The sequence below is a fragment of the Arthrobacter sp. SAFR-044 genome (assembly GCF_059414985.1).
In genome coordinates this window covers 170,202-192,302 of sequence record NZ_JBPFDN010000008.1, presented here as the reverse complement: position 1 = coordinate 192,302, position 22,101 = coordinate 170,202, and the positions used below count along the sequence as shown (strand labels likewise).

Here is a 22,101-nt window from a genome sequence, read left to right as displayed (position 1 = left end):
CCGGGCGACGTCAGCAGTTCGCGGTGCTGGATTCCTTGGCGGTTGCGTGGTCCTTGGCCACGACTATGAACCGCGGCAGCAGGACGTGCACCAAGGGACCGATCGCCAAGGCGTAGACCACGGTGCCCACGCCGACCGATCCGCCGAGAAGCCAGCCGGCCGCCAGCACGGTGATCTCGATGAGGGTGCGGGAGAACCGGACGGTCCATCCTGTTCGCCGGGCCAAACCCGTCATCAGCCCGTCGCGCGCACCGGGCCCAAAGCCTGCGCCGATGTAGCAGGCCGAGGCAACCGCGTTCATCAGCACCGCCCCGGCGAGGAGGCCGATCTGGCCGGCCAGGTGGGTCACCGGCGGGATCACTGCCAGCCCGATGTCCGCGAATACGCCCACCAGAACGGCGTTGCAGAGCGTTCCAAAGCCGGGCATCTGGCGCAGCGGGATCCACAGCAGCAGCACCAGGAAACTCACGGCGATCACCACCACCCCGATGCTCAGTCCACTCCGGTTGGCCAGTCCCTGGTGGAACACGTCCCACGGGTCCAGCCCCAGGCCTGCCCGGATGAATATGGCCAGGGAGATGCCGTACATGGCAAGGCCGATTAAGAGCTGGACGAGTCTGCGGGTCATCATGGATCCATGCTCGCAGCAAACTGGCATTCAATTCCACATCCAGTCTGAGATACTGGCTACATGGCTGCTGCCCTTTCTGCCCTCGCTTTGTCCCGCCTCCTTGGCCCGTGGAACAGCGGAACCGGGCCGGCTTACCGCGAATTGGCTGACGTAGTGCGGCTGCTCATCCTCGATGGCCGGATCCCGCTCGATACCGCGCTGCCCAGCGAGCGTTCACTCTGCTCAACCCTGGCAGTCAGCCGGACCACCGTCACCGCCGCCTACGCCAGCCTCCGGGACCAGGGCTTCCTGAGCAGCGGCCAGGGCAGCCGCGGCAAGACCCGCATTCCCGAGCTGACCCCCTTTGGCCCGGCGCTGTTCGGTCCGCAACCGCCTTCCGCCGGTCCCCTGGCAGCACCCGGACTGACCGCGCCCGGAGGACTGGTGGACCTGGCTTATTCGGCGCTGCCCGCCAGTGGCGAAGTGGTGCACCGGGCTTTCGCCGCAGCACTGACGGAGCTGCCCGCGCTGCTGCCGGGCTTTGGCTACGACGCCCTGGGACTGCTGCCGCTGCGGCAGGCGGTTGCGGACCGCTATTCAGCTGCCGGGGTACCAACGCAGCCGGGCCAGATCATGGTGACCTCGGGCGCCCAGCACGCCCTGACCATCATCATCCGCACCCTGGCAGACCGGCAGGACCGGATCCTGGTGGAGCACCCCAGCTATCCCCACGCGCTCGATGCCATCCGTTCCGCCAAGTGCCGCCCGGTCCCGGTAGCCTTCGCCGAATCCGGCTGGGACCTGCCCGCAATGGAAGCCGCCATGGTCCAGCAACAGCCAAAACTCGCCTACCTGGTCCCGGATTTCCACAACCCCACCGGCATGATCATGCCCGATGCCCAGCGCCGACGGCTGGCCCGCGCGGCCGCCGCGGCCGGAACCGTGCTGGTGGCGGACGAAACCCTCCGCCACCTCAACCTCGACGGCATTGCCACCACTCCCCTGGCCGGTTTCGGCAGCACCGTGGTGTCCATCGGGTCACTGAGCAAGTCCCACTGGGGAGGGCTGCGCACCGGCTGGATCCGCGCCTCGGAGTCCATGATCCAGCGGTTTGCCGCCGCCCGCACCACCCTGGACCTGGGCGGACCCGTCATGGAACAGCTCGCGGCAGCACACCTGGTACGGGCGCTGGAGGAGCCCCTGCCCGCATTGCTGCAGACGCTGCGCCGCAACAGGTCCACACTGCTCGGCCTCCTCGCGGAGCACCTTCCCACCTGGCAGGTGACGCCGCCCGCCGGCGGCCTCTCCCTATGGTGCCGGCTGCCCGCCCCCATCAGCACGGCCCTGACCGTCCTGGCCCCGGACTACGGCATCAGGCTGGCGGCCGGGCCCCGGTTCGGCATCGGCGGCGCCTTTGAACGCAACCTGCGGCTGCCCTTCACCCTCCCGCCGGACAAGCTCGAGACGGCAGTCCTGGCGCTGCGGGCGGCCCAGGACCGGCTGGACGCCGCACCCCAGCTGCGGCGCTCACTGACCCAGGCTCCCGCCGTCGCCATAGCCTGACCAACCGCTACTGGAAGCGCTGGAATCGCCGGAACGGGAAGCGGGAGCTACCCGTACACGCGCTCCAGGAAGGCTCCCCAGGCCTTGGCCGTGGTCTCCGTGTCACCAGCGCCGCTGAAATCGTGCACCGTCATGCCAACGGGAGCGCCCCATGCATTGCGGCCGAAGAACCGGTACATCACGTCCGGGGTGCGGATGCCCAGGAAGTGCTCATTCGAGAAGTCCACTTCACCCGCCAGGCGCCCCACGCCGTCGAGCTCCACATCAACCAAGGCGCCCTGCTCCACGGAACCGGCGCCCAGCGCATCCCGGAGCCGGGTGAAGCCGTCCGCTGCCTGGGACGCCGCAGGGGCCTGGACATCGGTGAACACCACGGGACGGCCATCGAAATACCGCAGGTACTGGCCCAGCGTGTGCAGGTAGAACTCGGTGTGGCGGCTGGCGCCGTCGTACTGCTGGTCCCAGTTGTCCGCGAAAATGCCGCTGTGGACGTAGTGGAGCGTGGCACGGCCGCCGTCGAGCGGCTCCAGCACGTGCTCCAGCTGGTTGAACCAACCGTCCGGCCCGTCCATCCGCGACACCAGGTGGTGGGGGTACTCCTCCACGGTCCTGACTGCCGGCCATTGGTCCGTGGGGAACATCCAGGCCGGCGTTCCGTTGGTGACGGCTTCCCACACCCGCCCGGGAGTGCCGGGCAGTTCGGTGTCCTGGACGATTTCGAAGTCCCGTTTCTCGCTCATTTGTCCTGCTCCTTGCCTTCTATGGATTGTTTGGTTGCTTTGACGGCACTGGCCTCTTTCAGGGCGGGGTGCAGCGCCACCACGAGCCGGTGCCGCCGGCCCCGGGGCGGCCCGCCGCCGTCGTGGTACTTGTCCACCAGCCGTGTGACCTCGATGCCGAGTTCCTCGGCGAATGCCGCCCTGTCCGCCGCCGTGCGGAAGGTAATGTCGCCGTCGATCGCGAACGTGGCCAGCTTCTGCCTGGCAGCGGCGGCACCGGCGATGAGCTTTCCCACTTCCTGCACCATCCGCCCGGCGAGCGCCAGGAGCCAAAACGCCGAGAAACGGTCGGCGAACCGGACCGGGTCCGGGGACACGGCGGCGAGCGCTGAGGGTGAGATGAGGTAGGAGGCGGCGGTGGCCTGCAGGACCCGTTCGGTTACATTGCCTTTGCGCCGCTCCTCCACGAGTTCCACCAGGCCGTGCCGCTCCAGTGCCTTGAGGTGGTAGTTCACTTTCTGCCGGGGCAGGCCGATCCGCACCGCCAGCTGCGTGGCCGAGGCCGGCTGGACCAGCTCGCGCAGGATCCGGGTACGGATGGGATCCAAGGATGCTTCGGCGGCTGCCGGGTCCTCGATGACGGCGATGTCCTGCATGCCTCAAGTGTGCCAACCGACAACTTTTTTTGTCAAGAACTTTTTTGTGTTCGGAGGGGGTGGATGCTGCTGGCCAGACCGGCCAAAGCAGCGCCGGTAGAATGGGCCGGTGATGCAATCCCCCCTCCCCGTGCGCGACGGCGTCAACGCCACGCGCCTGCGCCTTCCGGAGGAGGGTCCCTGGGAGACCGCAATGGACTACATGATGCACCGCTGGGGCCACATCGACCCCCAAGGCATCGAGGACAGGTTCGACGCCGGCGAGATTGTTGGCGAGGGCGGCATCCCTTTGAGCCGGCACACCAAGCTCGAAGACCACACCTTCATCTGGTACTACCGCACCCTGCCGCCGGAAACGCGGCTTCCGGTGGAGATCAGCATCCTGCACCAGGACCACCACCTGCTGGTGGTGGACAAGCCGCACTTCCTGCCCACCACCCCGGGCGGCACTTACATCCAGGAGTCCGCCCTGGTCCGCCTGAGGAACCAGCTCGACCTGCCGGACCTCATCCCAATGCACCGGCTGGACCGCATGACCGCTGGTGTCCTGCTCTTTTCCACCAACCCGCAAACGCGGGGCAAGTACCAGGTGCTCTTCGAGAAGCGGCAGGTGCAGAAGGAGTACGAGTGTGTGTCCGCCGCCGAGCCTGCCCCGGGGCACCCCGCCGTCGACTTTCCCGTGGTGGTCCGCAACCGAATGACCAAGTCCCGCAGCTACCTGCTGGCGGAGGTCATCGACGGCGAGCCGAACGCGGAAACCAGGATTGAGAGGATGGAAACGTTCGACGCCGGCCCGTCGGCGGGTGCCGCGGGCACCGGTGCCGGCGGTACGGGCGCCACTGGCACAGCCGCCATTCGGACAGGACAGCGCCTGGCCAGGTACCGGCTCGAGCCGCACACCGGCAAGACCCACCAGCTTCGGGTCCACATGGCCTCGTTGGGACTGGGGATCGTGAACGACGCGTTCTACCCGGACCTGCTGGACAAGGCCCCCGACGATTACGCCAAGCCGCTCCAGCTCCTGGCGCGCGGCATCAAATTCGTTGATCCAATCTCCGGCTCGCCTGTGGAATACCGCAGCAGGCTGGAACTCACCGAAGCGGCCCGAGCACGTCCCTGAACACCGCCTCCACCTCCGCGGTGCGCAGCACGAATTCCACCAGCTCCAGCCCGCTTGCTGGATGTGAGGCCTGGTAACCCGTCACCGCGTCCAGCGCTGCCTCCGCCACGGCCACGGCGCTCCACCCGTAGGCCCCCGCGCCCACGGCCGGAAAGGCCAGCTCCCGGGCACCCAAAGTGTCAGCCAGCCGAAGGCTTTCACTGAAGCAGGACACCAGGAGCACGCGGTTGGTCTGCCCGGCATGGCGGTTGGGGCCCACCGTGTGGATCACCCAGCGGGCCGGCAGCCGGAACGCGGGTGTTGCCACCGCAGCGCCCGTCTGGAGGCCGTGCGGCAGTCCTGTGGCGCGCAGCTCCCTGCATGCCGCGAGCAGTTCCGGCCCGGCTGCCCGGTGCAGCGCCCCGTCCACTCCCCCGCCACCGAGCAGCGACGAGTTGGCGGCGTTCACCAGCACGTCCACCCGCCGCTGCGTAATGTCTCCCTGCAGAACCGAGATCCGCATGCCGCCAGTTTCCCAAGTGCGGTACCTTGTGGCAATGGACTTCGGCAGCGTTGACAGCTGGGGGACGGCCCTCTACTTCTGGGTCGTCCCCGTGGTGATTGGCGATGCCATTTTTCCACCCATCCCGTCCGAGATGCTGGTGATTACCGGGGGCGCCCTGTCCGCGGACGGCCGGGCCAACGTGTTCCTGGTGCTGGTGCTCGCGGCCGTGGCGTCGTGGCTGGGCGACATGTTGGTGTTCCACCTCTTCCGGCGGCGGCTGAGCCATGTCCTGGACCGGTGGAAGTGGGGCCGGCGCATCCACAGCGGCATCCATGCGGCACTGGCCAAGGCCGGCCGTTCCTCAACGTACGGCACCATCATCGGCGCCAGGTTCATTCCCGGCGGCCGGCTTGCCACCTCGGCGGCCTCTGGCGTGGCCAACGTTTCCGTCCGCGGCTTCAGCCTGTGCGCGGGCCTGGGCGCCGTGCTGTGGGCATGCTGGCTGGTGGGCCTGGGCTACTTCACCGGATCAACCACCAAGCTGCCGTTCTGGGCCAGCTCCCTCATCGGCGTGGCGCTCGGCCTGGTGATCGGCGCCGTGGTGGGCATCCTCGTCACGCGCCGCCGCGGCAACCGCTCGCCGGTGGAGGACGAGCCCCTCCCCGACGCAGGCTAGACGGGCAGCCACCTGCCGCGGCTACGCCGCAACACGCTGAGCGGGCCCGTCAGCGCAACGCGTTCGACGGCGTCGCGCATCATGGCTGCCGATTCCACCGCCTGGCGGTTCTCACCGCTGTACTCCCTCGCCTCCACGAGGAAGCGCAGGTTCAGCTGCGGCACTCCCCCGGCGATCTGCAGCTGGTGCGCCTCCACGTGGTGGCGGGTGCCCAGCGCCTCCACGGCCGCGTCCATGACGGCTTCCGGTGGATTCCCCGGCCGGAGCCCGGTGATCTTGAGGCGGGTCTGGAAGGAAGGCATACTCCCAACCCTATCCAAACGCCTGCTCACATCCGGCGTGCAAAACCGAAACCCCCGCTCACTCTCTTCAGGAGAGTGAGCGGGGGTTTCGGGGAAAGCCGCCAAAAGTGAGCGGGCGTTTCTACCCGGTGTTGCGGAGGCCGGCTGCCACCCCGTTGACGGTGATGAGCATGGCCCGCTGGAGGCGTTCGTCGATTTCGGCCCCGCTGATTTCGCCTTCCGTGCGGATACGGCGGAGGAGTTCCACCTGGAGGTAGCTGATGGGGTCCAGGTACTGGTCGCGGATTTCCAGGGAGCGCTTCAGCGTGGGCTGCGCGTCCAGGAGCAGGTTTTCGCCGGTGAGCTTCTGGACCTCGGCAACGGTGAGCTCGTACTCCTCGCGGATGGTCCGGAACAGGTGGTGCAGCTCCTCCGGAACCAGGGTGGCCACGTAGTAGCCGGCGATGTCCATGTCGGTCTTGGCGAGCGTCATTTCCACGTTGGACAGCACCGAGCGGAAGAAGTGCCAGTGGTCCATCATTTCCACCAACTGCGCGGAGTGTCCGGCCTCGCGTGCCGCCTTGAGCCCGGAGCCCACGCCAAACCAGCCGGGCACGATCTGCCGTGACTGGGTCCAGCCGAACACCCACGGGATGGCACGCAGGCCGCCCAGCCCGGCGCCGGAGTCCGGCCGCTTGGACGGGCGGGAACCGATGTTGAGGGAGCCCAGCTGCTCCACCGGGGTGGAGGCCATGAAGTAGGCAGGCAGGTCCGGGTGGTCGATCAGCGTCCGGTACCGGTCAAAGGCCGCGTCCGAAATGGCTTCCATGACGTGCCCGTAGCGCTCGCGCTGGTCCTCGGAGGTCCGCGGGTCCCGGTGCAGGGCGGACCCCTGCAGCACGGCGGCCAGGGACAGCTCGAGGTTTTCGCGTGCCAGCTCGGGCAGGGAGTACTTGTCCGAGATGACCTCACCCTGTTCGGTGAACTTGATTTCGCCTTCCAGGACACCGTGGGGCTGGGCCAGGATGGCGTCGTAGGTCGGCCCGCCGCCGCGGCCCACGGACCCACCGCGGCCATGGAACAGGCGGACCCGCACCCCGTGCTTGGCGGCGACGTCGCGCAGCTTGCGCTGGGTCTTGTGGATCTCCCACTGGCTGGTCATCACGCCGGATTCCTTGTTGGAGTCCGAGTAGCCCAGCATCACTTCCTGGATGTCACCGCGAAGGCGCACCAGCTCGCGGTAGGAGGGGTCGGAGAGCAGCTGGTCGATGATCTCGGCCGAGGCCCGGAGTTCCTCCACCGTCTCCAGCAGCGGCGCGAACCCCAGCTTCGCGTAGGGCTTGTCGCCAAAGAGGTTCACCAGGCCGGCTTCGCGCGCCAGGACGGCCGCGGCCAGGACGTCGTCGGCGCCGCGGGTCATGGAGATGATGTAGGTCTCGATGACGTCCGGGCCGTACATGCGCAGGGCCCGGCGGATCTCGCGGAAGACGTCGTAAGTGCCGTCGGCGGCGCCGTCGAGCTTGATCGGGTGGCCGGACAGCGGGCGGCGGGACGCCAGCTCGGAGCCGAGCACCTCGAAGCGCTCCTCACGGCTCAGCTCGGCGTAGCGCAGGCCGGGGCCGCCGATCCGGTCCATCAGCTGGCCAACGGCGTCATGGTGGTGGTCAGCGTGTTCGCGGATGTCCAGGGTGGCCAGGTGAAGGCCGAAGGAGGCGATGGCGCGGCGGACGCGGGCCAGGGAGCCGTCCGCCGCCAGGGCCGCGGAGTGGTTGCGGAGCGAGAGCTCCAGCAGGTTCAGGTCCGCCATGAGCTCGTCGGTTCCGCTGTAGTCGCGGCCATGCTCGTGGTTCGAGTTGGCGGCCACCCGCTTGCCCGTGTTGATGAGCTTGGCCTTGATGCAGGTGAGCTTGAGCCGGTAGGGCTCCTGGGCGTTCAGCTCCAGGACCCGCTTGTCCAGGCCGGGCAGCTTCTTCAGGTCCTCGTCGATGGAGTCCAGGAGCGGCTGGTCCGCCCCTGCCAGGGCCGTGGAGTTGGACAGGATGGAAATCAGTTCGTCGATCATGCCGATGCTGATCCGGATGGCGCTCTGGTTCTGGATCTGCAGGATCTCGCGGGTCACCGCGGCGGTGACATTCGGGTTGCCGTCACGGTCGCCGCCGATCCAGGAGCCGAACCGGATGGGAGCGTCCTTGGAGGCCAGGGTGACGCCGTGCTCGCCCAGCAGCTCGGAGAGTTCGGACAGCATTTCGGGCATCGCGTCGGTGAGGATGCCGCCCAGGTAGTAGATGGCGTTCCGGGCCTCGTCCACGGGGGTGGGCCGCACTTGGCGCAGCTCGTCGGTCTGCCACATCTGGTCGATGATCTCGGCCAGCTGCCGGTCCTGCCGGCGCCTGCCGGTGGACCCCTCGGCAGTGGACTGGGACAGGACATCGGAAAGCTTCCGGATCTTGTCCAGGACGGAGCGGCGGGACGCCTCGGTGGGGTGGGCGGTGAAGATGGGACGCACGTCCAGCCCGTTGACCACTTCCTGCAGCACGTCCGGGCCGGCCTGCGCGGCGATGTCCGCCACGGTCTTGGCCAGCCAGCCGTCCTTTTCGGCCCGGGTCCGGAGCCCGCGGACGCGGTGCACCTGTTCGGCGGCGTTGGCCAGGTGGAAGTAGAAGGCAAAGGCACGCACCAGGTCGGTTGCCTGCTCGATGGGCAGGGAGCCGAGGAGTTCCCGGACCTGGGCGACGACGTCGTGCGCGCTCCAGGGCCCGGTGGCGTGGGCACCGCCGCGCGCCGCTTCCTTGGATTCCTTGGTCAGGAGCCGTACCTGCTCCACGAGGTCCAGGAGTTCCGGTCCGTGCTGGCGGACCAGCGATTCGCCCAGCAGGGTGGACACGCGCCGGACATCAGCGCGCAGTTCGGAGGCAAGGTCGGTCTCGGGAGGTGTTGCAGTGTGAGCCATTGAAACAATCTTTCGAGGGATTCGGACTTGGCTCGTACACTGCGCTGGATACTGTGAGCCACGTTACTAGCTAAAGATGCTACCCCCGGTGCCGCGCCTCTGTGGAATCCGTCTCACAACATGTCGCGGTATCCCACATGCCGTTTGACGGCGTCGAGTTCAGCCCGTAGTTTTTCCACCTCACCACACATGGCAGCAGCCTCCGCATTGCGACGGCGGGCCTTCCGGCCTTGGACAACGGCGGCGGCGAGCACCAGCGGCACCAAAAGGGCCAGGGCCCAGCCGGCGGCCGCAAAGAAGTCCATTGCCACGGGCAGCGCCGCGCGGAAATCGATGAAGTCGTTGACGCCGCCGGCCATGCCTGCCAAGGCGCCGTCGAGGGGCTGCAGGAATTGGCCCACCACTGGCGTTCCAGAGAGCGTGGGCGGGGCAAGCTTTGCCTGCGCATCCCCGCCCCAGCGGCCGTCGGCCAAGTGGTTCAGGACATAAATGCCGGCTCCCGCGTTGGCTGCCATGAAGACGACGACGGCGGTAAGCGCTGCGAGGTCCGCCCGACGGCGCCGCCACACCAGCACGCCCACGCCGGCAAGCGCCGCCGCCAGCCAGGTGAGGGCGGCCAGCCACTCCCGATTCACTCCGGCAAGGATGTCCACCCGCCTATTCAACCCCGGCAGAAGAACCAGTGCCGGAATGAACATGCCCGGCCGGCGGTTGTAGCGGGGGCAGACGCAACCGGAAGGAACCATGACCAGCATCCCAGCCGCCACCACCCCCGCCGCAAAGGTGGAACGCTGGCAGCGCTTCCGCGCCAACCGCAACAAGGCACTGGCAACGCCCCACGGCTGGCTCACCCTGACCTCCTTCCAGTGGCTCGAAGACGCACCCACCGCCGTCGACCTTGCCCCTGGGTTGTGGTCCACCGACGCCACGGGCACGACGGCGTTCCTCACCGCAGTCCCGTCGGACGGACTCACGCTGGTGGGGACGGGGGAAAAGGTGGACGGCACCGTATCAGCCGTCCTGGCGGACGAGGATTCGCTGATGTGGGTGCAGTTCGGCGGCTCCGACGGGCACCAGGTGGTGGTGGAGCTGGCCATGCGCGGCGGGCGGTACGCCATCCGCACCCGGGACAACGCCTCACCGGTCTTCACGGAATTCGACGGCGTCCCCACCTACCCCTACAACCCGGACTGGGAAGTGGCGGGCCGGTTTGAACCGTACCCGACACCGGTGGATGTGCCGATCGGCACCGCGAACCCGTTGGTTGACGGCGTGCACCGCAGCGTAGGCGAGGTGGTGTTCCGCCTCCCCGGCAGCAGCCACGAATTCCGGCTCCAGGCGGAGGAAGAGAAACTCGGCGCCCTGACCGTCACGTTCCATGACGAAACCAACGGCGGCACCACCGATGAGTGGCGGAAGCTCTCACTCCCCAGGCCCCGGCCTGACGGCTCCGTGGTGCTGGACTTCAACCGGGCCATCAACTACCCCAGCGCCTTCACCCCCTACGGCACGTGCCCCATGCCGGTGAAGAACAACAGCCTCGATATCCGGGTGGAGGCCGGCGAGAAAGAACCATATCCGGCTTAGGAAATGGCTGAGATTCCGGTGATGGCCCGGCCCACGATCAGGGTATTGACCTCGAACGAGCCCTCGTACGTGTAGATGGCCTCCGCGTCCGCGAAGATCTTGGCCATCCGGTAGTCGGTGACGATCCCGTTTCCGCCCAGGATGGAGCGGCCCATCGCCACGGTCTCCCGCATGCGCGCACTGAGGTAGGACTTGGCAAGCGCCACCTGCGGCATGCCGGCGGTGCCCTGCTCCTGCAGCCTGGCGATCCCGGCCATCATGGACATGCTGGCCACGGCGTTGCCCAGCATGGTCACCAGCTGCTGCTGGATCAGCTGGAAATGGGCCAGCGGCCGGCCGAACTGCTGGCGTTCCACAGCGTACTGACGCGCAACGTCGAACGCCGCCAGCTGCTGGCCCACCGCCTGCCAGGCCACCATGATCCGGGAGCTGCGGAGCAGTTCCTTGGTGTCTTCGAAGCTGCTGATCCCGGCAAAACGGTCCGCTTCCGGCACCCGCACATCCTGGAACTCGATGTTCGCGTTCTGGACCGTGCGCAGGGCGATCTTGTTTTCGATCCTGCTCCGGCTGACCCCCGGCAGCGTGGCGTCCACAATGAAGCCGCGCACCGAGCCGTCCGCCTCGTCCCGGGCCCACACCAGCATGTAGTCGCAGAACGTCCCGTTGCCGATCCACCGCTTAGCGCCGTTCAGCAGCCAGGTGTCGCCGTCGTCGTCCGCTTCTCCTGTGGTGGACGAGATCCGCCGTGCCTTGGTCTCCAGGCCGCCCGCAACGTCGGAGCCGTGCAGGGGTTCGGTGAGGGCGAAGGCGCCGGTGGTACGAAGCTCCGAGGCGTCGGCCAGCAGCCGCTGCTTCTGGTCGTCGGTGCCGAAGGTGTGCAGTGACTCGACAAAGAGATCGTGGTGGACCAGGAAGAACGTGGCCAGGGAGGTGTCCACCCGGGTTATCTCCGCGATGACCAGCCCTGCGAACAGGTGGCTGTAGCCGCGGTGCACGGGCGTACTGAGTTCGAGTGCGGCCAGCTTCGGCAGGATGTGCGCAGGGAACTCGGCCTTGTTCCACCAGTCCCCGGCGTAGGGTGCCACCTCGGCGGCCAGGAAATCCCTCAGTTCGGCCAGCTTGTTCCGTTCAGCCTGGCCCAGCATCGCTTCGACGGCGAAAAAGTCGGCTGCCGGCAGCTGCGGGGAGTCCGGCGCGCTCATTTCGGTCCCATCCGGATGGCGCCGTCCAGGCGGATGGTTTCGCCGTTCAGCATCGCGTTGTCCACGATGTGCGCCACCAGGTTGGCGTATTCCGCGGGCTTGCCCAGCCGGGACGGGTGCGGAACCTGGGCGCCCAGCGAGTCCTGGGCCTCCTGCGGCAGGCCGGCCATCATGGGGGTCTCGAAGATGCCCGGCGCGATGGTGACCACCCGGACCAGCGAGCGCGCCAGCTCGCGCGCGAGGGGCAGCGTCATGGCTGCCACCGCGCCCTTGGAGGCGGAATAGGCGGGCTGGCCGATCTGCCCGTCGAAGGCCGCGACGGAGGCCGTGTTGATGATGACGCCGCGTTCCGGGCCGCCCAGCTCAGTGGTGGCGGGGTCGGTGGCCACCATGGCTTCGGCCGCCAGCCGCAGGACATTGAAGGTCCCGATCAGGTTGACCTGGATGACCCTGCTGAAGGTTTCCAGGGGCAGCACGCCGTCGCGTCCCAGGACCTTGCCGGGGGTGGCGATTCCCGCGCAGTTCACCACGATCCGCAGCGGGCCCAGCCCCGCGGCGGTCCCGACGGCGGCCCTCACGTCAGCCTCGCTGGTCACGTCCGCAGGTGCGAAGACGGCGGACTGGCCGGCGTCGGCGCGGCCGTTGAGTTCGTCCGCCAGAGCCTGGCCGTTCGAGGAAGGGAGGTCAACGAGCATTACTGAGGCGCCGCCGTCGAACAATCGCTGCGCTGTGGCTGCTCCCAGCCCGGACGCGCCGCCTGTCACCAGTGCGACGCTGCCTTTGATGTCCATACATCCTCCTTGATGCGTGTCCCCACGCCGCGGCGCGGCCTCGAGCAACAGTTAATGAATGTTAACTGAAATGCGGCGCCGCCGCACTCACCCCCCGCCCTCCCGGCTCCGGCCGCGCGGTTAGGGTGGACGGCATGACGTCCAGCAGCACCTCCTTGACCGCCTGGCAGGACAGGGCGAACCACGCGGCCCGGTCAGTGACCGCCCTGTTCGGCCGGAAACTGCTGTTCCTGCCCGGAACCCACCTGGGGGCCGTGGTGTGGCAGGGCAGACATCCGGCGCGGCAAGGACAGACCCCGGCCGGACAGCAGGAGCCGGGCACCCAAACCGCTCCGCGGTGGGTGGCCGCACTGCGGCGATTCAGACCCGCCGCCGCACTGGTCCTGCCGTGGCACTACTGGTGGCAGGCTCATTATGTTGACTGCCTGGTGGACACCGGACGGCGGGAGCTTGGTGGCGGAGCCACTCCCACGGCCCGGTTCAACGGCCCGGACAGGCCCAGCGCGGGGCACCTGGCCTCGCGGCTGGTCACCGGGATCAGGCTCCGCAACGCCCTGACCTTCGTGAACAGCTACTACGACGACATGGCGTGGCTTGCGCTGGCAACCCTCCGCCTGGACCGGCTCGCCGAGGAGACACGGCGTCCCGGCCGCCGCCGCAACGCCGCCGTCCGCGCTGCCCTGACGCTGCAGTTCGACGCAGCCTGCACTGACGACCTGGGCGGCGGGACGTTCTGGAGCAAGAAGCGGGACTTCAAGAACACCCCCGCCACGGCGCCGGTGGCCCTGTTCTATGCCCGCACCGGCCAGCACGCCAAGGCCCAGGCGCTGCTGGACTGGCTTGACGCCACCCTCTTCGACCCGGACCAGGCCCTCTACCTTGACGGCGCCCGCCTGAATCCCGCCGGAGAGGTGGTGCTGGAACGGGCGGTGTACACCTACAACCAGGGCCCGGTGCTGGGCGCACTCCTGGAACTGGGAGGCGAGGCGAACCTGGCCCGGGCGGCGGTCCTGGTGGACGCCGTGCAGCGGCTGCTGACCGTCCCGGCGGACAGTGCCGGGCCCTCTGCCGCCGCCGGCTCCGGCGGTTCCGTGCTGTGCCGTGATTCCGTGCTGCGCAGTGGTTCCGTGCTGCGCTGTGAAGGAACCGGCGACGGCGGCCTCTTCACCGGGATCCTCTGCCGTTACCTGGCACTCGCCGCAGCAGACCGCCGGCTTTCCGAGGCCACCCGCAGCACGGCTGCGCGACTGGTCACCGACACCGCTGAGGCATTCTGGTCCGGGCGGCGACCCGTGGGTGCCGGCGAGGCGGGGGCCGGGCGGGAAGGCAGGAGCGTCTTCTCGCTGCACGCCGTCCAACCGGCGGCAGCAACGTATCCGCCGGGAGCCGCCGTCGAACTTTCCACCCAGCTCCAGGCATGGATGGCGCTGGAAGCCGCGGCAGCCGTCACCGCCGCCGCCCCTCCCGGCGGCACTCCCCCGGCCGGTACCTAGCCGGCACTCAGTTCCGCTAGTCCTGCCCGGCGGGACGCTTCTTCTGCGGGTAGGGCGTCTCGCCACGGGCCAGCATGTCAACGAAACCTGCGATCCTCCGCTCCCGGGTGGCCGCCTGCTTGGCCGAATTCGTCCGGTACACCAGGGAGAACAGGTTGGTTTTCGTCAGGACGTCGAACGTGGCCTGCGCCGCCGGGTTGGCGGCGATGGCGGCTGCCAGGTCTGCGGGAACTTCGACGTTGGCCTGACCGCCGTAGGCCGCGTCCCAGCGGCCGTCGGCCTTGGCGGCCTCCACTGCTGCCCTGCCGGCGTCGGTCATCTTCCCGGCCTCCTCCAGCCGGGCGATGTGCCCCACGTTCCGGGCCGACCAGATGCTCCTGGGCCGCCGCGGCGTCATCCGCTGGAAGGAGCTTTCGTTGTCCCTGCGGCGCAGCTGCCCGTCGATCCAGCCAAAGCACAGCGCCTCGTCCAGGGCAGCAGGGTAGTCAAGGCCGGTCACCGTGCCGCCCTTCTTGTGCAGGACCAGCCACACCCCCGGGCTGGTCCGGTGGTTCTCTTCCAGCCACGCGCGCCAGGCAGCGGCATCGGGCACCAGCAGTTCCTCAAGGTCATCGGCCATGGCCCCATTCTGCCCGTGGAATCCCATGCCACAAGGCCCGTGTGCACCCGGGCTTCACGTGGCATCATGGCCCTACAGACCCGTCCACCACCTGAGGACAACGCCATGCTCCGAGTCCGCCCCGTCCATTTCACCTCCCGCACCGAGTCTTGGAAGCAGCTCCTCACAGCCCTGGGCATGGTACAAACTGAGGACGACGGCGGGTGGACGGTCTTCGATTCGGGCTCAGGGCGGCTGGCACTCCACCCTGCAGAAGCGGGTTCCGGGCAGGATGGCCGGACCGTGCTGGCCGTTGAGGTGGGCGACTTGGCCGAGTTCGCCCGGCGCACGAACCTGTCGGCCCAGGAGGACTCCCCACAGGGGGAAGCGGCGGAAGGCACCGGACCCGCGGAACTCGTCACCGCGGACCACGGCGAAGCCTGCAGGATCAGCGCGCCGGACGGGTTCAGCTTCCTCGCTGACAAGGCCGCCCACTTTGCCCAGTGCGCCGACGCCGATCCCGCCCTGGCCGTCGCGGCAGTCTGGTACACCCCGGACCCGGAGGGAGCCGTCCGCACGCTGCTGCACGTCGGCGCCCGCCCCCGCCCCGTCCCGGACAATGACGAGACCGCCGATTTCACAACCAAAAACGGCGGCGTCCTCCTGGTGCGGCCGGCCACCGGACCGTCCAGGGCAGGTTTGGGGTTCGAGTACGACGGCGGCCTGGAACCGTTACAGGAGCGCCTCACCGCAGCGGGCCTCACCGCCAGCCTGACCGAGGAGGCGTTTGGAAGCACCCTCCATGTGGCCAATCCCGATGCAGGCAGCCCCAACGCGCCCGCCACGGTGTGGATCTCCCAGCGGCGCCCCATGGGGTAGAACTTAAGCATGAACGTGCGCACACCTGACCCGAATCCCGGCTGGCTCTCTGAAGAAGACCTCTTTGAGGCGCGGGGGCGGCTGCCCATGGTGTACGTCGAGGCAGTACCGGTCCGGCTGGACCCACTGGGATACGTCAACGAAGTGGGCACCCTGCTGCAGGCGGACGCGGACGGGACCATGGTGCGCTCGTTGGTGTCCGGCCGCGTCATCTACCGCGAGACCATCCGTGCCGCCCTGCTGCGGCACATGGAAAAGGACCTGGGCCCCCTGGCATTCCCCCAGCTGCCGCTCAGCCCGGTCCCGTTCACGGTTGCCGAATATTTCCCTGCACCGTCCCAGACCGGGTTCACGGACGAGCGGCAACACGCCGTGTCTTTGGCCTACGTCATCCCGGTGACGGGTGAGTGCGAGCCCCGCCAGGACGCGCTGGAATTGACCTGGATGACCCCGGAGGAAGTCCTCAGCCCGGGCGTCCAGATGGAGTTTTCCGGCGGCCGCGGCGGCCTGATCCGGCAGGCCCTGGCGTTCGCCGGCGTGGGCTTCTGACCACCCCGCCGGGACGTGGGGGTCCCCGGTTTTGAGTGCCCGCCTTTGTAGACTGTAGGGCGGACCGCAAGAGAACTTAAGGACTCCCATGACCGAATCACCAGCCGCCAGGCACCACCGTGAACAGCAGGCTGGATCTCTGACCACCGGCAGCCACATCCTCCTCCCCGACGGCCGGCGCACCGCCGAAATCGACCAGGTGGAGCTTGAGCACGACGACTTCGGCTCCCCCGCACTGGTGCTGGCGAGCCTTTCCGGCGGCGGGACGCTGCGGGTGGCCATCGGCACCATGGTCACCGTGGTGGACGGAGCGCACGACGACGTCACCCAGCTTCCGCTGCCGGCCAACCTTCCGGAGCCCACACCGCCGGTGGAGACCGGCGCACCCAACGACGGCCCGCAGGAGCAGCCCGGCGCCGGGACCGGGCCCATCGCTGTGGCGCCCGCCGTCGTCGTCCCTCCCCTCCCGCCCGTGCCGCCCGCGGTGACCGGGCCCAGCGAGGAGGAACTGGCACTCATCCCCGCACCGGCCGGCACCCCCGAGTCCGTGGTGGAGGCCGCCGCGGAGGCGCACCCGGATGCGGAGGGCGTCCTGCTCCTGACCGACAGGCTCTCCAAGGGCGTCAACTTCAAGTCGGGAAGCTGCCTGAAGGACCTCAGCGACCTGGCGCACGAACTGTTCATCGCGCTCAAGGACGCCGACGGCGCGTTGTCGGTGGCGGACCTGATCACCGTGCTGCCCTATGACGGAAACCCGGGCCGGTGGACCTCGGTGGAGGCAGCCCTCGCGCTGGCCAGCTACATCTGCCGGCAGGATGGCCAGGACGAACGCGCCGAGGTCTACGAGAAACTGATCCGCACCCCGGAAAACCAGGAGACGGACCCGTTCAAGGCACGGATGGCGGCCAAGGTGCGGCAGCGCTCGCTCAACGAGCCCAACCTGTACGACAAGGAAATCTTCCGCTCGATCGACAACTCCAACCAGGACGCGGAGCGTGAATGGCGGCTGCTGCGGCTGGAATCACTGCTGTTCCTGCGGGCTCACGGCGGCTCGGAAACTATTGGGATGTCCGAACTGGAACGGCGCATCAGCAACGAGCTGGAGGCCGTCCGCTCCTGACCCGCGGGGCGTCTTCCGGGCTGCCTTGCAGGCGCCTCCCGGCGTAGGGAAATTACCCCTACCCGAGGCTATGTCCGGGGCGTACATTCGGGGCTATGACCAACAATCTCAGCGTAGTGATCAACGCCGACGCGCCGCAGGTCTGGACCATGCTGCGTGAACCGTCCAAGGTGGCCCAGTGGCATGGCTGGCAGGCCGAGGACCTGGAATCCGAGATCAAGGAGATCTACTTTTCCAGCGACGTGCAGGAAGCCCCGGACCACACCAGCCTCACCGTGCACGGCGGGGACACGTTTGAGCTTCACCCGGAGGCCGGCGGAACACGGGTCAGCGTCACCCGCGGCGCCATGGACCATGACTCCGAATGGGCTGCCTGGGACGAGGACATCACACAGGGCTGGCTGACCTTCCTGCAGCAGCTCCGCTTCGCCCTGGAACGCCACCCGCACGGCAAGCGCCACACCCTGTTCCTGCACCTGACCGAGGGCAAGGGCTCCGCCATCGACAAGCTGGGACTGGCGGACCTGCCGGCGCCGGGTGAGCCGTACCAGCTGACGCTGGACACCGGCGAAGAGATCAGCGGCAAGGTCTGGTACCGGACCAGCCACCAGGTAGGGCTCACGGTACACAGCTACGCGGAGCACGGCGAGGGGCTGCTGGTGGTGGCAGACCATCCAGCCATCAAGGATGTCCGCGCGGAAGGTGAAGGCTCGCTGATCATCGCTTCCACGTACGATCTTGGCGCCGGCGCCTTCGACGCCATCCGGAAATCCTGGGACACCTGGCGGTCCGGTAACTACCCGGCCTCGGAGCCGGCCAGCTGAGCTTACGGGCACGCGGGCTGCGAGGCCCGCGTTTACGGGCCGCGGACGGTTTGCTGGCACACTGGTACGGTGCCAGCCAACCCCGCTTTCGCCCTGCCTGAAACCCAATCACAGTTCTCCTTCACGGTAGGCACCCGCCTGACGGAGTCCTGCCCAGCGTCGGCAGCGCAAAAGGCTGAAAACGGCGGGGAATTCCTGGGCCGCACCGGCACCATCACCACCCCGCACGGTGCGATCCAGACGCCGGCGTTCATCGCCGTCGGGACCAAAGCCACAGTGAAGGCCGTGCTCCCGGAGTCCATGGCCGGCCTGGGCGCGCAGGCGCTGCTGGCCAACGCCTACCACCTCTACCTGCAGCCGGGCCCGGACATCCTGGACGAGGCCGGCGGGCTGGGTGCCTTCATGAACTGGCCCGGCCCAACCTTCACTGATTCCGGCGGGTTCCAGGTGATGAGCCTGGGTTCGGGGTTCAAGAAGGTCATCGACATGAAGTCCGTCGATACCTCCGGCCCCGATGACGCCGTGGCCCCCGGCAAGGAACGCCTGGCGCACATCGACGACGACGGCGTCTGGTTCAAGTCCCACCTGAACGGGGACCGCCACCGCTTCTCGCCCGAGATCTCCATGCAGGTCCAGCACCAGATCGGCGCGGACATCATGTTCGCGTTCGACGAGCTGACCACCCTGCAGAACTCCCGGCGCTACCAGGAGGAATCACTGGAGCGCACCCGGCTGTGGGCCGAGCGGTGCCTCGAGGAGCACTTCCGCCTGACGGAGGAACGGGCGGCCAAGCCCTACCAGGCACTGTTCGGCGTGATCCAGGGCGCCCAGTACGAGGACCTGCGCCGGAAGGCCTGCCGCGATCTTGGTGCCATGCCGTTCGACGGGTTCGGCATCGGCGGGGCACTGGAGAAGGAAAACCTGGGCACCATCGTGCGCTGGTGCAACGAGGAACTGCCGGAGGACAAGCCGCGGCACTTGCTGGGCATTTCCGAGCCGGACGACATCTTCACGGCCATCGAAAACGGCGCCGACACCTTCGACTGCGTCTCCCCCACCCGGGTGGCACGCAACTCCGCGTTCTATACCCCGTACGGCCGGTTCAACCTCTCCGGCGCGAAGTACAAACGCGATTTCGGGCCGCTGCAGGAAGGCTGCGACTGCTACGCCTGCGCCAACTACTCGCGGGCCTACATCCACCACCTGTTCAAGGCCAAGGAAATGGTGTCCGCCACCCTGATCTCCATCCACAATGAGCGGTTCGTGGTGAAGATGGTGGACGACGCCCGGTTGGCCATCGAGTCCGGCACCTTCTTCGAATTCAAGGCCGAGACCCTGGGCCGGTACTACTCCTGAGCGTGGCTCCCGGGTCCCTCCGCTATCCTGACCAAATGCTCATCGAGATCGAGGCCCCTGCAGGCCCTGCCGAAGCCATTGTCGCCCGTCCTTCCACCGGAACCGGCCCATTTCCTGGCGTCATCCTCTACATGGACGCCTTCGGCCTGCGCCCGCGCATCCAGGAGATGGCGCAGCGCATCGCCGCCTGGGGCTACGTGGTGCTCGCACCCAACGTCTTCTACCGGGAAGGAACGGCTGCCGAACTGGCTCCGGCAGGGGACATGTCCACCAAGGAGGGCAGGGAAGCCGCCGGCAAGGCTGCCTTCCCCCGCGTGGGGCGCCTGACTCCGGACAAGGCCCTTCCGGACATTGATGCCTGGGTTTCGGCCCTGGCGGCGCTCGACGGCGTGGCCGCGGGTCCCATCGGCACCACCGGCTACTGCATGGGCGCCCGGCTCGCGGTCCGCACCGCCACCTCGCACCCGGATGCGGTGGCGGCGTGCGGCGGTTTCCATGGCGGCGGGCTGGCAACGGAGGATTCGGACAGTCCGCACCTGGGGCTTGGCAACGCGCGGGCGCGGTTCGTATTCGGCCACGCGGACCACGACCGGAGCATGGCCCCCGACGCCGTTGCCCGCCTGGGCGAGGCTCTCAAGGATGCGGGACTTGAGGCATCCAACGAGGTCTACGAAGGGGCGCCGCACGGTTACACCATGGCGGACACCTCCGCCTTCCACCCCGAAGCCACCGAGCGGCACTTCCGGGAACTGCGCGCCCTGCTGGACGGGACGCTGAAGGCCTAAGCCGGCCGTCCGCCGTCGAACTCGCCGGAAAGCTGCCGGCAAGCCGGAGGATTCCGGTCAGGCGGCGCCGTAACTGGGCTCGCGCTTCTTGACCCAGTTGATGGCCAGCGAGGTGACCGGGACGAAGAGGAACTCCACCAAGGTCTTGTAAACGAAGCCCACCAGCACGTAGTTCACGAAGCTGCCAAAGTCGGCGATGCCGATGACGGGCGCGGCGATGCTGCAGAAGATCAGCGTGTCCACAAACTCCCCGGCCCCCGAGGAGCCCATGAGCCGCGCCCACAGGGACTTCTCCCCGGTGCGGGCCTTCATCCGGACCAGGATCCAGGAGTTGATGGTCTGCCCGGCCAGGAATGCCAGCAGCGAGGCCAGGACGATCTGCGGCACCGGGCCCAGTGCGCCTTCAAGGGCTGACTGCTTGGCAGCTCCGTACTCGTCGTCGAAGCCGGGCAACGCAATGACCACCCAGTAGCAGAGGGAAGCGAAGACGGAGAGCCCGAAGGTGGTGAGAATGGCCTTGCGGGCCACTTTGAAGCCGTAGACCTCGCTGATGACATCGCCCAGGATGTACGCGAGGGGGAAGAGGAAAAAGCCGCCGTCGGTGACGATGGGCCCAAACGCCACGCCTTTGGACGCTCCGATGTTCGACAGGATCAGCACCACTGCCATGGCGGCCAGCATGATCCCGAAGTAGGGCGAACCTATGTCCGCGAATCTGGCGGCTGGACCTGCGGCAGTTGGCCGGACGGTTTGGGGCACGGCGCTGTGGCCTGGGGCAGGGGTCATCGAGGGATCCGTTCAGGAGTGGTTGGCCGGCCTGCCGAGCTGGGCGGCCGGTTGTATTAGCACTCGGGTCATTCTCGCACCGCGCCGAGCCGGACCCGTTCAGGGACATCGTCCACCGCTTGTGGCCCTGAACACTTCCGGCTGCGGTCCGCTGTTCGTCACCACATGGAGGGCGTCCGACGGCGGGTGGCAGGATGGGTGCATGACTTCCGTTTCCCCTGACGCCACGCTGTCCGCCGCACCTCCCGCCGTCGTCCTCACCATTGCCGGCTCCGAAGCCACCGGTGGCGCCGGCGCCCAGGCCGACCTGAAGACCTTCCAGGAACTCGGCGTCTTCGGCATCGCCAACCTGACCTGCATTGTGTCCTTTGATCCGAAGGACAGCTGGAACCACCGCTTCGTGCCGGTGGACCAGCAGGTGATCGCCGACCAACTGGAGGCGACGACGGCGGCCTACGGTCCCGCGTCGGGCGCACCTTCGCCATTGGACACCGTGAAGATCGGCATGCTGGGCAGCCCTGCCACCATCAACACCGTGGCCGGCGCCCTGCAGGCGAACAGCTTCGCCAACGTTGTCCTGGACCCGGTGCTGATCTGCAAGGGCCAGGAGCCGGGGCACGCGCTGGACACGGACCAGGCCCTGAAAGCGCAGATCCTGCCGCTGGCCACCTTCGTCACACCCAACCACTTCGAAGCGGAATCGCTGTCCGGCCTGGACATCACGGACGTGGAGTCGCTGAAGGCCGCTGCCGTGCGTATCCACGAGCTCAGCGGCGCAGCAGTCCTGGCCAAGGGCGGGGTGCGGCTGGAAGGCCCGGACGCCGTCGACGTTTTCTATGACGGCGAAACCCTCGAAGTCCTCAGCGCCCCCAAGGTGGGCGAAGTGGCGGTGTCCGGTGCGGGCTGCTCGCTCGCGGCCGCCGTGACGGCGGAACTGGCCAAGGGCGCGTCGCCGCTGGACGCCGCCCGGACCGCCAAGCAGTTCGTCACCGCCGGCATCCGCAACCGTGTTGCCTCCGGCGCCCCCTTCGATGCCCTGTGGCAGGGCGGCGCCCGCTGACCAAACGCCCCA

General features: G+C 68.1%; 23 protein-coding genes. 12 read left to right on the top strand and 11 right to left on the bottom strand.

The window, feature by feature from the left end; genetic code table 11:
- Positions 1-10: 10 nt before the first annotated feature.
- Positions 11-631 (bottom strand): membrane protein YczE, encoded by a 621-nt coding sequence (gene yczE, locus ACR65J_RS14150; protein ID WP_440170020.1) that lies wholly within the window; start codon positions 629-631, stop codon positions 11-13.
- 60 nt (positions 632-691) lie between these two features.
- Between yczE and yczR the strand changes: the two genes are divergently transcribed.
- Complete coding sequence (gene yczR, locus ACR65J_RS14145) at positions 692-2,173, top strand: MocR-like transcription factor YczR (RefSeq protein ID WP_440170018.1); 1,482 nt, start codon at positions 692-694, stop codon at positions 2,171-2,173.
- Positions 2,174-2,220: 47 nt separating this feature from the next.
- Here yczR and ACR65J_RS14140 read toward each other — a convergent pair whose 3' ends face one another.
- On the bottom strand, positions 2,221-2,913 hold the full coding sequence (locus ACR65J_RS14140; protein WP_440170015.1) for an SRPBCC domain-containing protein: 693 nt from the start codon (positions 2,911-2,913) through the stop codon (positions 2,221-2,223).
- Entirely contained in the window at positions 2,910-3,548 is a 639-nt protein-coding gene (locus tag ACR65J_RS14135) for a helix-turn-helix domain-containing protein (RefSeq protein ID WP_440170013.1), read from the bottom strand. Before ACR65J_RS14135 ends, ACR65J_RS14140 begins: the two co-directional genes overlap by 4 nt.
- Before the next feature lie 112 nt (positions 3,549-3,660).
- Here ACR65J_RS14135 and ACR65J_RS14130 point away from each other — a divergent pair, with 112 nt between their 5' ends.
- Positions 3,661-4,668, top strand: coding sequence for an RluA family pseudouridine synthase (locus tag ACR65J_RS14130; RefSeq protein ID WP_440170140.1), 1,008 nt, complete (start codon positions 3,661-3,663; stop codon positions 4,666-4,668).
- Here the strand turns inward: ACR65J_RS14130 and ACR65J_RS14125 are convergent.
- Positions 4,640-5,170 carry an O-acetyl-ADP-ribose deacetylase gene (locus ACR65J_RS14125; RefSeq protein WP_440170010.1) on the bottom strand — a complete coding sequence of 177 codons (531 nt, stop codon included), beginning with the start codon at positions 5,168-5,170 and terminating at the stop codon, positions 4,640-4,642. The two genes, ACR65J_RS14130 and ACR65J_RS14125, sit on opposite strands and share 29 nt — an antisense overlap.
- A gap of 34 nt (positions 5,171-5,204) precedes the next feature.
- Here ACR65J_RS14125 and ACR65J_RS14120 point away from each other — a divergent pair, with 34 nt between their 5' ends.
- Complete coding sequence (locus tag ACR65J_RS14120) at positions 5,205-5,828, top strand: DedA family protein (RefSeq protein WP_440170008.1); 624 nt, start codon at positions 5,205-5,207, stop codon at positions 5,826-5,828.
- On the opposite strand, the gene ACR65J_RS14115 is transcribed toward ACR65J_RS14120, so the two are convergent.
- The 3 genes from ACR65J_RS14115 to ACR65J_RS14105 form a co-directional block, all read right to left on the bottom strand.
- On the bottom strand, positions 5,825-6,130 hold the full coding sequence (locus tag ACR65J_RS14115; RefSeq protein WP_440170006.1) for a hypothetical protein: 306 nt from the start codon (positions 6,128-6,130) through the stop codon (positions 5,825-5,827). The genes ACR65J_RS14120 and ACR65J_RS14115 overlap by 4 nt on opposite strands.
- Positions 6,131-6,251: 121 nt before the next feature.
- A complete protein-coding gene (gene ppc / locus ACR65J_RS14110; protein WP_440170003.1) occupies positions 6,252-9,059 on the bottom strand; it encodes a phosphoenolpyruvate carboxylase in 2,808 nt (935 codons plus the stop codon).
- Between the two features lie 113 nt (positions 9,060-9,172).
- Positions 9,173-9,805 (bottom strand): hypothetical protein, encoded by a 633-nt coding sequence (locus ACR65J_RS14105; RefSeq protein ID WP_440170001.1) that lies wholly within the window; start codon positions 9,803-9,805, stop codon positions 9,173-9,175.
- Here ACR65J_RS14105 and ACR65J_RS14100 point away from each other — a divergent pair.
- Entirely contained in the window at positions 9,804-10,646 is an 843-nt protein-coding gene (locus tag ACR65J_RS14100) for a DUF1684 domain-containing protein (protein WP_440169999.1), read from the top strand. The genes ACR65J_RS14105 and ACR65J_RS14100 overlap by 2 nt on opposite strands.
- Here the strand turns inward: ACR65J_RS14100 and ACR65J_RS14095 are convergent.
- Positions 10,643-11,848 carry an acyl-CoA dehydrogenase family protein gene (locus ACR65J_RS14095; protein ID WP_440169996.1) on the bottom strand — a complete coding sequence of 402 codons (1,206 nt, stop codon included), beginning with the start codon at positions 11,846-11,848 and terminating at the stop codon, positions 10,643-10,645. The two genes, ACR65J_RS14100 and ACR65J_RS14095, sit on opposite strands and share 4 nt — an antisense overlap.
- Positions 11,845-12,639 carry a 3-hydroxyacyl-CoA dehydrogenase gene (locus tag ACR65J_RS14090; RefSeq protein ID WP_440169994.1) on the bottom strand — a complete coding sequence of 265 codons (795 nt, stop codon included), beginning with the start codon at positions 12,637-12,639 and terminating at the stop codon, positions 11,845-11,847. Before ACR65J_RS14090 ends, ACR65J_RS14095 begins: the two co-directional genes overlap by 4 nt.
- Positions 12,640-12,773: 134 nt before the next feature.
- On the opposite strand from ACR65J_RS14090, the gene ACR65J_RS14085 reads away from it, so the two are divergent.
- A complete protein-coding gene (locus ACR65J_RS14085) occupies positions 12,774-14,132 on the top strand; it encodes a glycoside hydrolase family 76 protein (protein WP_440169991.1) in 1,359 nt (452 codons plus the stop codon).
- 16 nt (positions 14,133-14,148) lie between these two features.
- Here ACR65J_RS14085 and ACR65J_RS14080 read toward each other — a convergent pair whose 3' ends face one another.
- Positions 14,149-14,751, bottom strand: coding sequence for a YdeI/OmpD-associated family protein (locus ACR65J_RS14080; protein ID WP_440169988.1), 603 nt, complete (start codon positions 14,749-14,751; stop codon positions 14,149-14,151).
- A 105-nt stretch (positions 14,752-14,856) separates the two neighbouring features.
- On the opposite strand from ACR65J_RS14080, the gene ACR65J_RS14075 reads away from it, so the two are divergent.
- The 6 genes from ACR65J_RS14075 (at position 14,857) to ACR65J_RS14050 (ending at position 20,243) form a co-directional block, all read left to right on the top strand.
- Positions 14,857-15,609: a VOC family protein gene (locus ACR65J_RS14075; protein WP_440169985.1), complete on the top strand. Its 753-nt coding sequence runs from the start codon at positions 14,857-14,859 to the stop codon at positions 15,607-15,609.
- 9 nt (positions 15,610-15,618) lie between these two features.
- Entirely contained in the window at positions 15,619-16,158 is a 540-nt protein-coding gene (locus ACR65J_RS14070; RefSeq protein WP_141158190.1) for an NUDIX hydrolase family protein, read from the top strand.
- A gap of 88 nt (positions 16,159-16,246) precedes the next feature.
- A complete protein-coding gene (locus ACR65J_RS14065) occupies positions 16,247-17,278 on the top strand; it encodes a DUF6707 family protein (RefSeq protein ID WP_440169982.1) in 1,032 nt (343 codons plus the stop codon).
- A gap of 95 nt (positions 17,279-17,373) precedes the next feature.
- Positions 17,374-18,102, top strand: coding sequence for an SRPBCC family protein (locus tag ACR65J_RS14060; RefSeq protein ID WP_440169980.1), 729 nt, complete (start codon positions 17,374-17,376; stop codon positions 18,100-18,102).
- A 69-nt stretch (positions 18,103-18,171) separates the two neighbouring features.
- Complete coding sequence (gene tgt / locus ACR65J_RS14055) at positions 18,172-19,458, top strand: tRNA guanosine(34) transglycosylase Tgt (protein WP_440169978.1); 1,287 nt, start codon at positions 18,172-18,174, stop codon at positions 19,456-19,458.
- Positions 19,459-19,493: 35 nt separating this feature from the next.
- Positions 19,494-20,243, top strand: a complete 750-nt coding sequence (locus ACR65J_RS14050) for a dienelactone hydrolase family protein (protein WP_440169975.1) — start codon at positions 19,494-19,496, stop codon at positions 20,241-20,243.
- Between the two features lie 57 nt (positions 20,244-20,300).
- Here ACR65J_RS14050 and ACR65J_RS14045 read toward each other — a convergent pair whose 3' ends face one another.
- Positions 20,301-21,029, bottom strand: coding sequence for a queuosine precursor transporter (locus ACR65J_RS14045; RefSeq protein ID WP_440169972.1), 729 nt, complete (start codon positions 21,027-21,029; stop codon positions 20,301-20,303).
- A 202-nt stretch (positions 21,030-21,231) separates the two neighbouring features.
- On the opposite strand from ACR65J_RS14045, the gene ACR65J_RS14040 reads away from it, so the two are divergent.
- On the top strand, positions 21,232-22,089 hold the full coding sequence (locus ACR65J_RS14040) for a hydroxymethylpyrimidine/phosphomethylpyrimidine kinase (protein ID WP_440169970.1): 858 nt from the start codon (positions 21,232-21,234) through the stop codon (positions 22,087-22,089).
- Positions 22,090-22,101: the final 12 nt, after the last annotated feature.